The sequence below is a fragment of the Edaphobacter aggregans DSM 19364 genome (genome assembly GCF_000745965.1).
GTDB lineage: Bacteria > Acidobacteriota > Terriglobia > Terriglobales > Acidobacteriaceae > Edaphobacter > Edaphobacter aggregans.
Genome location: NZ_JQKI01000040.1, coordinates 25,517 through 37,998, shown reverse-complemented (window position 1 = coordinate 37,998; position 12,482 = coordinate 25,517). Strand labels below are relative to the sequence as shown.

Below are 12,482 nucleotides of genomic sequence, written 5' to 3'. Positions count from 1 at the left end.
CCCTGCTACCGGCAGATTACACCAGCACGAATACCCCACGCGAACCGCAGGGCGATTGACTCTTCTTCCATATAGACACCGCAAACCGCAGATTGGCTCCCGCTATCGCGGCATCATCCTGAAGAACAAGGCCTGCTCCGCAATCGGGGCCGTCTTCTCCGCCAGCTCCGTCATCTGCGCCTCGCTCAGTGGAGTAAACTCCTGTGCCAGCTTCACACACTCCTCCACCTGCGCCACCGAGTCGCAGCCGATGATCGCCGTCGAGAGCGGCAGCGACAGTGTGTAGAACGTCGTCTCCCGCTTCGTCAGCGTACCCGGCCGCGTCGCAATCGCACCGGTGCCCTCCCAGCTCTTCTTCTGCTGCTCTACCGGCGGCGGAGTCCAGCTCGAAAGAATCCTTCCCCGCGCCATCACCTTCATGCCGATCACGCCCATCTGCTTGCCTACCGCCATCGGCAGCAGCTCCTTTGCAAACGAGTAGTGATACTTGTCCGCAGCGTTCAGCCCCATCAGCACTGTGTCGAAGTCGAAGCGGCGTATGCACTCCATCAGCGCCTCCGGTCGAAACCTGCCCGTCACGCCAAGATGCTTTACCATCCCCTGCTCCTTCGCCGCCAGCAAGGCCTCCATCGCACCGCCCTTCGCGAAGATCTGGTCCACGTCCTCCTGGATCCCCACATCATGCAACTGCCACGAATCCACATGATCGGTCCCCAACAGCTTCAGAGAGACCTCGATGTTCCGCATCGCCGCATCACGCGTCCGCTCCTTCGTCTTCGTCGCGATAAACACATCGTTGCGATGTCCTTTCAGCGCCGTTCCGAGATACTGCTCGCTCCACCGCTCCGGCCCGCCATAGATCGCCGACGTGTCGAAGTAATTCACCCCCAGCTCTAGTGCACGCTCAATCACCGGAACAGCAACCGCCGCATTGTTCTTCGTCTCCAGAGCACCCTGACCACCCAGACCAAAGATCCCGGCCTTGAACCCCGTCTTCCCCAGGTTCCGCGTAGGCATCATCGCCTGCACGGCCTTTGCCGCGGCTGCTGCATCCAGAGCTTCAGCGGCCTCCGCGCCGTTCGCGCGGACCGGCATCGCCACCCCGGCCACCCCCACAGCCACCGCTCCAGCGCCACCCTTCAAAAAACCACGCCGCCCCAGACCACGCATCTTGTCACGTCCCATGATTGACCTCAGCAATACAAAATCTTACGCCGCCATCTTATAACTAAAAATTCTGCTGCAAAATCAGCTACAACTAAGCCCATGCGTCTCAAACTGCTCGTTGGTCTTCTGCTCTCCATTTCCCTGACTGCCCACTCTGAAGACAACGTCTCTCGCGTCCGCAAGGCCATCGAACGCAGTACGCTCGATCAACCAAAAACGCCACCCTTCCATCTCAAAGCCACACTGGTTCCATCGCTGGAACGTGACCGTGCCTCCAATCGCACCGGCACGATCGAAATTTGGTGGGCGTCCCCGACGCAGTGGAAGCGTGACCTCGCGGTCGCAGGCTTTCGCCTTATCGAGATCACCGATGGCTCCCGTCACTGGCAGCACACCGAAGGCGACTACTTTCCAGAGTGGCTCCGCGAGATCTCCATCGCCCTCATCGAGCCGGTTCCAAACCGCGATGCCGTGCTCGCCAAGGTCAAAACTGCTGAAGTCCATTCCATCCTGGGCACCACACATTTCAGCTGGATGGAGTTCAGCTCCAACGGAGACACCACGAAGGCGATGGGAGCAGGCATAACCATCAATGACAACTCCGGTCTGCTTGCTCATGGCGGCGGCTTTGACTGGGACTTCCAAAACAAGAGTTACTCCGCCTTCCATAGCCTCTTGATCGCTCGGATCGTCTCCGCCAGCGGCGGAAGCGATCCCGAAGTCACTGCCACCATCACAACGTTGGAAGACCTGAATCCCGTCGCTCAAGACATCTTCGACACAACTCAGCCTGGCTCCGATCCAAATCCACTCCGTACAGTACCCATCGACGAGGCCACCTTACGCAAAAAGCTTCTCCCGACAGCTCCGCCAATCTGGCCCACACTCAAGGACGGCCCACTTGAGGGGGTCACCACAACGACGGTCGTCGTCGACCGCAACGGCCAGGTCCACGACATCGGGTTCATGGTCTCCGACAATCCGGGAACCAATGCCGCGGCCCATGACTACATCGCCTCGATTCGTTTCGAGCCTTTTCTCCTCAATCGAGAACCCGTTCAGGCCTACTCCCGCATCACCATGCCATTCAAGACCACCCGGCCCCCCGGCGAGGATAGTTTTGACTCCGCTCGCAACTACTTCGAACATGGCCGCCGCCTCATCTCTCCTTCCGCCGGGACAACCGCTTCTCCGTACGTCCTCCACGCCACCTTCGAAGCCGGAACCAAGAACGGCGTTCAACAAGGCCAGTACAGCGACACGTGGAACTCCGATGCGCAATGGTGCCGTGAAGCGACCTTCGACAACAGTCACTTCTCCCGATGCCGCAACGGAGATAAGTGGTACCTCTTCTCGAAGGGAGAGCACGCGCCTCTGCTCCAGATTGTTCTCAAAGCCATCGAGCCAATCCCTGCGACCGACACCTTCGTCGAGTCTGACTGGCGTATCGACCGTAAAACGATCGATAACGTCTCGCTTATCCGCGTCGCCACCGGACATGAGTCTGCAGAGGGCACCCTCGACGGCCAATCACGTGGCCTCTGGTTCAACTCCGATGGCCTCCTCATCCGCTCCCACTTCCGCGGCCTCGATACGGTTCAATCTCAATTTCAGGACTTTCGCGGCGTTCAGGTCCCTCGTCTGATCGGTGTCCTCTCCGATGGCAAACTTGCCGTGCGGATCAGCATCACCTCGATCGAAGCAACTCAGCCAGCACCCTCAAGTTCCTTCACGCTCTCCGGTCACGACTGGAAGCGGCAGTTCACGGACGAGGCGCGTTAGGCCCGTGCAAACAGGCTGTCTTTCGGGTCAGCGAACTGAACTGACGCGCAAACGGACATCGCTTCCAGCGCCGCGCAAACAGAAGACCGACCGCAACAATGCCCGGCTGCTGCTGGAACTTCTGGAGCAAGACCGGTTCCCGCGCATTGGGGTTTCGGACCAGGCTACGCGCGACCTGCGCCGGTTGCTGATGCACCGCCACAAGCTGGCGACCATGCGCCGCGCCGTCTCCAAACTGCCTCCGGCGCAAGCAGCGTTAGAGAGATGTCGAGGCCCCGCATCCGCCCATGATTTCCGCAATCAACACAAACCAAACCACTTATCCCCAAAAAATCAACCCCTGAAAAAGCGCCGATTCATTTCCCTCAACTCGCTAAATAGAACCAGAGAAATAAAAAAAGGCCGGGATATTATCCCGGCCCTATCTCTTTTCGAATCAAGATTTTGACCCATAAACCGCATGGAATCAAGATTTTGCCCTACGCGAATCGCCTAACATCAACAAATCAGGCGGCTTGCCTCAATCCCCCCCCCTGGGGGGAGGGGTCAGAAGGTTGTGCTCACCGTCAACCGGAGCGTCTTTCTCGGCTCGCGCAGCGTGTAGTCCGATCCGTACAGCTGAATCGCCTGCAGGTACGTGTACTGGCCCGCTCCCGAGTTCGGGAAGAAGCTCCGGAAGGTCGCGGGGTCCGTCGCCAGCGCCTGCGGAACGTCCTTGTACAGGCGAAGCGAGTTATACGCGTAGTAGATACGGAACGGTGCATTCACGATCGGCAGGATCACCTGCAGCTCCGCACCGTTTGACATGCGCGGAACGTAGTTCGTGCCCGGAACCAGGCGCAGCGGATTCGGGAACGAAACCTTCTCGCCCCCAAAGCACGCGCCGTTGACGAAGTTCGGGCAGCCATAAAGCGGGCTCGAAATCTCCTGCTGGCCCGCGACGCTCTGCCGCAGCTGGTCTGTGCGCAGATCGAAGGTCATGTTGAAGTCCGTGAAGAACGCGAACGTCACCTGGTTGACGATCGGGATCCTGTACTCCAGGTTTGCGGTCATGCTGGTGTCGCCGCCTATCGAGACCAGACGGTACAGCGGCAGCGGAATCTGCACAGTTCCCAGCGCCGGATTCGTCGGATCGCGCGGAACCGTATTCCCATCCGGATTCGTCAGGTTGAACATCACACGGTTCGGAATGAACGTATACGGAGAGGCCGACCGGACGTCGAAGCCGCGCACGTCCGCCTCGCCGCCCGAGTAGATGCGGTTCGTCGGAGGAGCGACCTCGCCCGCGAAGCCCGAGATGTGCGCGACCTGCACGCGGTAACCCAGAACGTTGTGGCCCTCGCGGTTCACCTTCAGGTTCTTCATCGGGAAGAACTGCCGCCAGCTCGCCACCGGGTTGACGTACTTCACGTTGCCGCCCGCGCCCGCCACCTGCACCGCGATGTTGAAGTCCTTGCCCGAGTGCGGACCGACCGCGCGGTCGAGGCTCGAGAACGTGAAGCTCGGCGTGATCACCGAGGAGATGATGCCGTTCAGCTGGTTCTGCCCCTGCACGCCCGAGCGGAACGCCAGCGTCTGGAAGACGTTGCGCGTATTGTCGTTGAACGTCGTCACCGACGACCGCGACAGCGCATACGAGACGCCAACGCGCGTCACGCCCGTCCGCGCAAACAGGTGCCGCAAAGGCGAGCTCACCGACAGCGTAAAACCAGTCTGCGACTGGTTATAGTTCGTCAGCAGCGACTGCTGCGCATTGGTCAGGTTCTGGCTCGCGCCCTGCGCGATCGAGTAGCCCTTCGCGGGGTTGAAGTCATACTTGCTCGTGAAGACCTGAATGCCCAACGAGATCGGCTTGTTCCGGAAGTAAGGCTCCGTGAACCCGAAACTCAGGTTGCGCGACAGATCGCCGATGTTCGCCTGCACCGACAGCGTCTCGCCGAGGCCCAGGAAGTTGTTCGTCTCGTAGTTCAGACCGATGAACGTTCCCGAAAGGCCGCTGATGCCGCCGTTCAGGCCGATCGAGTTCTTGCCCTTCTCCTTCAGCTTCAGCAGCAGGTCAACCGTGTGGTCGTCCTGGTTCTGGCGGCTCTCGGAATCCTGCTCGGCCTTGAGCGGCTCGAAGTAGTTCAGCTGATTCAGTCGCAGGATCGACAGCTCCCACAGACGCGAGTTGTAGATCTGGCCTTCATCGAGCAGAAGCTCGCGGCGGATGACCTTGTCACGCGTGATCGAGTTGCCCTGGAACTCGATGCGCGACACGTAATATGGCTGTCCCTCGTCGATGTCGATATCGAGATAGATCAGCTGCTTCGCCTCGTCGATGCGCGGAACGGGCTGTCCGACGAAGTTGATGTATCCGCCCTCGCCGTAGGCCTTGCGCAGCTGCTCCAGTCCCTTGCCGAACAGCGTGGCGTTGAAGTACTCGCCGTCCTTCTGGGCAAACTGCGCGCGCAGCGCCTTCGTGTTCGGGTAGTTCTTGTTGCCCGTGAAGGTGATGCCGCCGAGCCGGTAACGCGAGCCCTCTTCCACCGGCATCAGGATGTCGATGCGCTTGCCCGTCGAAGGCCGCAACGTGAAGGGATTGATTCCGCCCGCGTCCCGCACATGCGTCGTCGGTGTGCTGGTCAGGGCCTTGAAGTAACCACGATCGCGATATGCCCCTCGCACCCGTTCCGTGTCCTCTTCGAGCTTGCTCTCGTCATAGGTGCGCGCGAACAGGTTCTCAAGGATGATCGAGTGTGGAATTCCGATCGGCTTCAGGTTCCTCATCGACGCCCGCAGCGTCCGATCGGGAACGCTGACGTTGCCGTCGAACTGAATCTTGCCCACCTTGACCGTCGGACCTTCCTTCACCGTGAAGGTCAGCGAAACCGCCGCCGGAGGAATCGTCTTTACCTCGGTCCTGATCGTTGCAAACTGGTGGCCGTGCTCGGCGAGCAGGTCCTTCAGCGTCACCTCGGCCTTCTTGATCTTCGTCGGATCGTACTGGCTCTCGACGGAGAGACCCACCTTCGCCTTTTTGAAGCGGTCCAGAATGTCAGACTGCGAGACGGCGTTCACGCCCTTGTAGTTGATCTCGCGGATCGTCGGCTTCTCGCGAACGTAGATCACTAGCTGCACGCACTTGTCGGTATCGACCCGCTCGATGCGGACGTCGTCGAAGTAGCCCGTGTTCCACAGCGAGTTGAAGTCCCGCTCCACCACCTGCGGATCGAACAGGTCGCCCTGATGCGAGAACAGCCGCGCGAGCACCGATTCCTTCGGAATCCTGCGGTTCCCCACCACCTGCGGCTGGCACAGCGTCTGGGCCGAGCCGGCAGCCTGCTGCGCCTTGAGCGAGGGAACCATCGCAAAGGCAAGAAGAGTTAACGACACGGCGTAAGCAATGCGGGAGCAGCTGGAGCGCGTGCACACAGGCCTGGTCACACTTTTCAGGGAGCTTCCGCTCTCTCGATCTACGGTAAAGATACGCACACCCTCACTGCTCTGAAAATCACGCCCCGCCGGTTCCTGATGGGGGAGTCTCGATTATATGGGAGCGCACAGGGCCTTAGCGAGTTCGAGCGCTCGATAAACCGTTCCCTTTGCCTAATTTGGCCCCGGTTCCGCCCGGGAGTCGCGCAAAAACGGTCGCACGCTCGCCATTTCAGCGTCGCGGATCGCCAGAATCTCAAGTTGCGTCACGCTTTCCGAACCTCGACCAGCGTGGAGTAGAACGTCGCGCCGCCGCCAAGGTCGGTCAGCCGCTCGCTGGTCAGCGCGTTGACATTAGCGCCGTCGCGGCTCAGCTTGTTCCAGTCCAGCCGTGCAGCCACAACGCCTGCGCCGACGTGACCGTTGACGTGCGCCCGCAGCGTAACCCTGCCGCGAGCGTTGAAGACTTCCACCTCGTGGCCGGACACAATCCCGCGCGGAGCCGCGTCCGAGGCATGCATCTCGAGCACGCCCGCCGTCTTCGCCTCCATCCGCTGGTGCAGAGGAATGTTGGCAAAGGTGGAGTTCATATAGTTGTCCGCCTTGCGCGGCAGAAACTCGAGCGGATACTGCTGCGCGTTGGCGCGTGACTCGACCGGCGCGGCGAAGACAGGGACAGGAACCAGCTCGCCTCTGCCGCTTGGCGTCCGGAACCACTCCGGCGAGGAGAACGGCAGCGTCACGCCAGCCTCATTCACCGGAAGCGTGAGCCGAACATGGCCCTCGCGCTCCAGCCGCTCCCGCGTGATGCCTTGGAACCACGGATTGCCGCTTCCGAGAGCCTGGTCGATCAGCTCGTCCTCGCGATCGTCAAAACAGCTCTCCTCGAAGCCCATCCGCCGGCCGAGTTCGCCGAAGAGACGGACGTTGTTCCGCGCCTCGCCCAGCGGAGCAATCGCCTGCGCGGAGACCTGGGCGTAGAGATGTCCGTAAGCTCCCTGCACGTCTTTCGTCTCGAGGAAGGTTGGCGCCGGCAGCACGATGTCGGCGTAGTCGGCCGTATCGGTGAAGAACTGCTCGTGGACCACCATAAAGAGATCGGCGCGGCGCATTCCGGTCAGCACGTCGTTCTGGTTGGGCGCGATAGCCGCGGGATTGGAGTTGTAGACGAAGAGCGCCTTCACCGGAGGTCCGCCGACGCCGGCGTCCGGCTGCGTGAGCGCCTGGCCCAGCCGGCTCATATTCACCACGCGCGCGGCGCGGCCGAGCGGACTTGCCTTCATCAGCTCCGGCATCTGCAGCGCATTGGAGTTGAACGGAAAGGAGCCCGAGGTCGAAAGCTGAAAACCGCCGCCGTGCTGCGTCCACGAGCCAGTGAGCAGCGGCAGCATCGCCACCGTGCGCGCCGCCGTCCCGCCGTTCTCGCTGCGCTGAATCCCGTAGTTCAGTCGGATCGCGGCCGGCTTGCGTCCGTTGCGTCCCGCAGCAGCGTAGACTCGCGCCAACCGCTCGATCGTTGCAGCATCGATTCCGGTGATCTTCGCCACTGCCTCGGGCGCGTGTTCAGGCTTCAGGGCATGAGCGCGAAGCTCCGCAAAGCCGCGCGTGCAGCGCTCGATGTACTCGCTGTCTTCGAGGCCCTCGCGAAGGATGACGTGCATCATCCCAAGCGCGAGTGCAGTGTCTGTCCCGGGATGAATGGCAAGGTGCTCGTCGGCCAGTGTAGCGGTGCGCGTCCTGTACGGATCGATGACTACGAGCCGAGCGCCGTTCCTGCGCGCCTCTTCAATGAACGGCCACAGGTGAATGTTGTTGCCGTGGATGTTCGCGCCCCACGCGATGATCAGACCAGCATGCGCGAAGTCCTCAGGCGACGTCCCCAACTTCACGCCATAGACGCTGAGCAGCGCCGTGCCGCCCGCCGAAGAACAGACCGTGCGGTCAAGCTGTGAGGCTCCCAGCCGGTGGAAGAAGCGGCGATCCATCGAACCGTAGCCAAGCTGGCCGATGGTTCCGGCGTAGCTGTATGGCAGAATGCTCTCCGGTCCGTGCTCCGCGGCGATCTTCTTCAGGCGCGCAGCAATTTCGTCGAGCGCCTCATCCCACGAGATGCGGTCAAAGGCCTCAGCCTCGCGCCCCTGCTCGAGCGGCCCCTTCGGGACGCCAGCCCTGCGCCGCATGGGATACAGCAGGCGATCCGGCGAGTAGACACGGTCCAGGTACTTCGCCACCTTGCCGCAGAGAAAGCCTCGCGTGACCGGGTGCGCAGGATCGCCCTGCACCTTTACGGCGCGGCCGCTCAGCTCGTCGACCGTCACCAGCACACCGCAGGAGTCCGGGCAGTCATGCGAGCAGACCGCATGCACCGTACGCGTCGCCGTCCGGGTTTCGCTTCGCGCGTCCACAAGCTCCTGGCTCATCGCTCCATTCTATTCCTGCCGCGCCAGCGTAGCGGCTGCGTTTATGACTCCCAAGGCGCAACCGCGATTTGCTACAGTGGAGCCAAACCCTGAGGTGACCCGTGTCCCTTCGCTTCCGCCTCTTTCCTGCTCTTCTTGCTCTGATGTTTGCGTGCTTTCCTGCTCTGGCCCAACAACAGCAGCTCACAACCGTTCCTAAGCAGGAGCTGGACATCATAAAGGTTCTGCTGGCGCAGGAGGCCGCGTGGAACCGAGGCGACCTCGACGGCTTCTCACAGGCGTATAAAGACTCGCCCGACACACTCTTTATCACCAATTCCGTCAACCGCGGCTTTGCCGGAATGGTCGATGCCTACCGCCGTGACTATCCCAACAAGGCGGCGATGGGCACGCTCTCCTTCTCCGAGCTCGAGGCCCACCCGCTCGATGAGCGCTTTGCCGTCGTGATTGGCCGCTATCACCTCGAGCGCAGCAAAAAGGAAGGCGGCAACACCGACGGCATCTTCTCTTTGGTACTGGAAAAGACGGAGAAGGGCTGGAAGATCATCGTCGACCACACGACGGGCTAGGCCCGCTTCCCCGCTGCTTCTGCCCTGTTTCATGATCAACTCCTAACGGAAAGGTTCATCATGCTCGTTACTCGCCGCCACTTTCTCGCGACCACCGCTGCTGCCGCCACGTGCTTCGCGTCACGCTCGCTCTTTGCCCAGCAGGAGCCCCAGCAGCCCGAGATGGTCCTCAAGGCCCGCGCCGGCGCCGCGAGCGCAAAGATCACCACCCAGAAGCTTCGCGGAAATATCAGCGTGGTGCAGGGTTCGGGAGGCAACATCGCCGTGCTGTCGGGGCCACAGGGCAAGCTGCTGGTCGACTCCGGCATCTCGAGTTCGCAGCCGCACATCCAGGAGGCGCTGGCTGCGATCAGCGCAGACCCGATCCAGCACCTGATCAATACGCACTGGCACTACGACCACACCGACGGCAACCTCTGGATGCACTCCGCCGGCGCGACCATCATCGCGCACGAGAAGACTCGCCAGCGCCTCGCCTCGCCGCAGAAGATTGAGCTCTTTCATGCGACCTTCCCCTCCGAACCGGCCGGCGCTCTGCCCACGCTGATCTTCACCGGCCAGCACACCCTGCAGATGAACGGGAACACGCTCTATCTTGAGCACTACGATCCTGCCCACACCGACACCGACATCTCAGTCCACTTCGCCGATGCCGACGTGCTGCATACCGGCGATACATGGTTCAACGGCGTCTATCCCTTCATCGACTACTCGACGGGTGGACACATCGACGGCATGATCCGCGCAACAAAGCGCACGCTGGCCACCGGAACCACATCGACGATTGTGATTCCGGGCCACGGTCCGGTGGGCGACAAGCAGCAGGTCTCAGAATCTCTGGAGATGCTGTCCGCAATTCGCGACAAGGTAGCCGATCTGAGGAAGCAGGGAAAGAGCATCGACGAGACCATCGCCGCCAAACCTACGGTCGCCTTCGACGAGAAGTGGGGCAAAGGATTTACTACGCCTGAGATGTTCACGCGCTTTGTGTATCAGGGCGTGTGAGATCGCCATTGCCTAGCCCCCGCGGCCTTCGAGAGCTTCGATCAGCGTCTCCAACTCGTCCTGCATTCGGGCGTTGAGACCGTCGAACAGAAATCCCGCGCCGGCTCCCATCCGCACCGCCCGCACGGTCGCCGCGGTGCGCAGCATTACACCGTTGGCGCGGAAGACCATTTCGACCGGTGTCCCGACGCCCATGCGCAGGCGCGCCCGCGTCTCGATGAAGCAGCCGGAGAGGCTGATGTCGCGAATCCTTCCGCGGAAGATTTGCGAGCTGTCGGCCACCAGCACGTCGGCATCGCCATCGACCGCGTAGCGCGCGTGGCGGCGGCGCTCCTCACCTCGCGGCTGCACGGTCTCCGGCTCCACGCCCGGTCGCTCGACGCCAAACTGGTTTTCGTTGAACACTCTCAAACCTCGTGCGCATTGTCCTGCAAAGTATCGCTGCCCAAAAACGAAGAGGCCGCAAGATCGTCAGCATTGCGGACGACAACCACATCGCCCTTTGCGCGGTCAGAGCTGTCACACTCATCGTTGGCGGACACGGAGTCTGTGACGAAGCCCGAGGGACGGTAATGATCGTCGCGGTGACCGGCTTGGCCAATCCGAAGTCCATCAGCTTCGCACCAGATTTGGTGAGCATGATGTTGCCAAGTTTCCAATCCCTATGGATGATGCCCTCCTGGTGAGCCTTGTCGAGAGCATCGGCAATCTCCACGACTATCTTCATCGCCTGCTGCAAGGGGAGCAGACCAGTTGCCAGCCGGTCAGCAAGGGTTTCGCCCTCCAAATACTCCATGACGATGAAATCAATTCCGTCCTGCGAGCAGATGTCATACAGACAGCAAATATTCGGATGTGTGAGCAGAGAGACGGCTCGCGCTTCGCGCTCAAACCGCCGTTCAGATCAGGATCGAACGAAAGATGGGTTGAAACAATTTTGACAGAGACGTCGCGGCCGAGACGCGTGTCACGCGCGCGATACACCTCTCCCATTCCACCAGCACCGACCGCTGCGAGGATCTCGTACGGCCAAGTCTGGTGCCTGGGGTCAGCGCAATGGTATGAGTGTGGATTCCGACCTTTGTAGGAAAATCGTAAGGAGGCTCTTTGAGGAAGCTGTCGGCGCGCTCGTCTTCCATCAATAGTTTGTTCGACCAGGTGCTTCAATTCCGGCTCATCCTGGCACGCGGCATCGAGAAACGCACGCCCGGCCTCGGGCGCCATATCCAGGGCGTCGCCGAACAACTTCTCAACGGACTGTCTTTGCTGACCCATCTTTGCCTGGAGTGCCCGGCAAATTGACGGCAGAAGTGTAAGACCGCTCGCACAGAGTACTCCCGCTGCGCAGCGTCCTCCCGGCACAACAGGAGATACGGCGCCACAAACGCCCACTCCTCGTCCGTCACATCGCTTGGATATCCAACCTGCCCCTTGTTCCCCATCCCTCCATGCTCATCAAACAAACCTCCACACGCAAAGAAGCTAGCTGGGTGCAACGTTCATAACAGACTCTAGATTCGAACTAGCGACCTCACCCACCCCAACCCTAGAAACGACGCAATTTGAATAGCTTAGCGAAACCTATCCATACGCTAAAGAGCGGAAAATAATCCGACGCAACGCTTATTGGACCCATAATGGACCCACGCTGTGAGGTGACCCCCTAAATCGTCACAAAAACCATGGGCACAATCCCATCGGTTACCAGTGCGATCTGAATCTCGGTGAGTGACAATCGCGAGTCACGTATTAAGACACATTGAATTAAGCGTTTCTTAGACTAGAGTTTACGGGACTGATGAGATGAATGGGGCTTTGGGGCACGGGTGCCAGTTCCCTAGAGATCGGCGTCAGATAGCGACAGTATTACCGGGAGGATCATCCTCTTGCCCCTCCTTGATGCGAAAAATAGCCTGGATGCGAAAAATAGCCTGCAGCTACAAGTGGAGATAACTTTTCCAACGGGACCACGGACCATTGAAGCGGACGCGGGAGAATATCTAACTCCCGGGTGGTCGGGATGGTTGAGTTTTTGATGAAACGGATGACAAGAATTTCCATTATCGAGATGAAGGACTGCGTCGATCCAACGTTCTCTCATGAACGTTGCTTGCTTCATAACTGT

General features: G+C 60.4%; 10 protein-coding genes and 1 pseudogene. 5 read left to right on the top strand and 6 right to left on the bottom strand.

The window, feature by feature from the left end; genetic code table 11:
- Positions 1-102: 102 nt before the first annotated feature.
- Positions 103-1,185 carry an aldo/keto reductase gene (locus tag Q363_RS16200; RefSeq protein WP_084080427.1) on the bottom strand — a complete coding sequence of 361 codons (1,083 nt, stop codon included), beginning with the start codon at positions 1,183-1,185 and terminating at the stop codon, positions 103-105.
- An 81-nt stretch (positions 1,186-1,266) separates the two neighbouring features.
- Here Q363_RS16200 and Q363_RS16195 point away from each other — a divergent pair, with 81 nt between their 5' ends.
- Both Q363_RS16195 and Q363_RS40620 read left to right on the top strand, forming a co-directional pair.
- Positions 1,267-2,949 (top strand): hypothetical protein, encoded by a 1,683-nt coding sequence (locus Q363_RS16195; protein ID WP_035352132.1) that lies wholly within the window; start codon positions 1,267-1,269, stop codon positions 2,947-2,949.
- Positions 2,950-2,953: 4 nt separating this feature from the next.
- The gene (locus Q363_RS40620) at positions 2,954-3,397 is read left to right on the top strand and encodes a hypothetical protein (protein WP_157466992.1); all 444 of its coding nucleotides are present in this window, start codon (positions 2,954-2,956) and stop codon (positions 3,395-3,397) included.
- Positions 3,398-3,495: 98 nt separating this feature from the next.
- Here Q363_RS40620 and bamA read toward each other — a convergent pair whose 3' ends face one another.
- A complete protein-coding gene (gene bamA / locus Q363_RS16190; protein WP_245632266.1) occupies positions 3,496-6,297 on the bottom strand; it encodes an outer membrane protein assembly factor BamA in 2,802 nt (933 codons plus the stop codon).
- Between the two features lie 332 nt (positions 6,298-6,629).
- The gene (locus tag Q363_RS16185; RefSeq protein ID WP_051978868.1) at positions 6,630-8,783 is read right to left on the bottom strand and encodes a molybdopterin-containing oxidoreductase family protein; all 2,154 of its coding nucleotides are present in this window, start codon (positions 8,781-8,783) and stop codon (positions 6,630-6,632) included.
- A gap of 101 nt (positions 8,784-8,884) precedes the next feature.
- Here Q363_RS16185 and Q363_RS16180 point away from each other — a divergent pair, with 101 nt between their 5' ends.
- Entirely contained in the window at positions 8,885-9,352 is a 468-nt protein-coding gene (locus Q363_RS16180; RefSeq protein WP_035352130.1) for a YybH family protein, read from the top strand.
- Positions 9,353-9,412: 60 nt separating this feature from the next.
- Positions 9,413-10,357: an MBL fold metallo-hydrolase gene (locus Q363_RS16175; RefSeq protein ID WP_035352128.1), complete on the top strand. Its 945-nt coding sequence runs from the start codon at positions 9,413-9,415 to the stop codon at positions 10,355-10,357.
- Positions 10,358-10,369: 12 nt separating this feature from the next.
- On the opposite strand, the gene Q363_RS16170 is transcribed toward Q363_RS16175, so the two are convergent.
- Together Q363_RS16170 and Q363_RS46305 are read right to left on the bottom strand one after the other, a co-directional pair.
- Positions 10,370-10,762 (bottom strand): PilZ domain-containing protein, encoded by a 393-nt coding sequence (locus Q363_RS16170; protein ID WP_245632265.1) that lies wholly within the window; start codon positions 10,760-10,762, stop codon positions 10,370-10,372.
- Entirely contained in the window at positions 10,692-11,195 is a 504-nt protein-coding gene (locus tag Q363_RS46305; protein WP_425387688.1) for a protein kinase domain-containing protein, read from the bottom strand. The genes Q363_RS16170 and Q363_RS46305 overlap by 71 nt, the downstream gene beginning before the upstream one ends.
- Before the next feature lie 269 nt (positions 11,196-11,464).
- Here Q363_RS46305 and Q363_RS40615 point away from each other — a divergent pair, with 269 nt between their 5' ends.
- Positions 11,465-11,659 (top strand): hypothetical protein, encoded by a 195-nt coding sequence (locus Q363_RS40615; RefSeq protein WP_157466989.1) that lies wholly within the window; start codon positions 11,465-11,467, stop codon positions 11,657-11,659.
- A 29-nt stretch (positions 11,660-11,688) separates the two neighbouring features.
- On the opposite strand, the pseudogene Q363_RS46300 reads toward Q363_RS40615, so the two are convergent.
- Positions 11,689-11,799, bottom strand: a pseudogene (locus tag Q363_RS46300) (transposase); the annotation flags it as partial.
- Positions 11,800-12,482 lie beyond the last annotated feature (683 nt).

Bases quoted from the DNA above. Each gene is read 5' to 3' on its own strand.
- Q363_RS16200 (WP_084080427.1), bottom strand. From the start codon at position 1,185: ATGGGACGTGACAAGATGCGTGGTCTGGGGCGGCGTGGTTTTTTGAAG.
- Q363_RS16195 (WP_035352132.1), top strand. From the start codon at position 1,267: ATGCGTCTCAAACTGCTCGTTGGTCTTCTGCTCTCCATTTCCCTGACT.
- Q363_RS16175 (WP_035352128.1), top strand. From the start codon at position 9,413: ATGCTCGTTACTCGCCGCCACTTTCTCGCGACCACCGCTGCTGCCGCC.
- Q363_RS16185 (WP_051978868.1), bottom strand. From the start codon at position 8,783: ATGAGCCAGGAGCTTGTGGACGCGCGAAGCGAAACCCGGACGGCGACG.
- bamA (WP_245632266.1), bottom strand. From the start codon at position 6,297: ATGGTTCCCTCGCTCAAGGCGCAGCAGGCTGCCGGCTCGGCCCAGACG.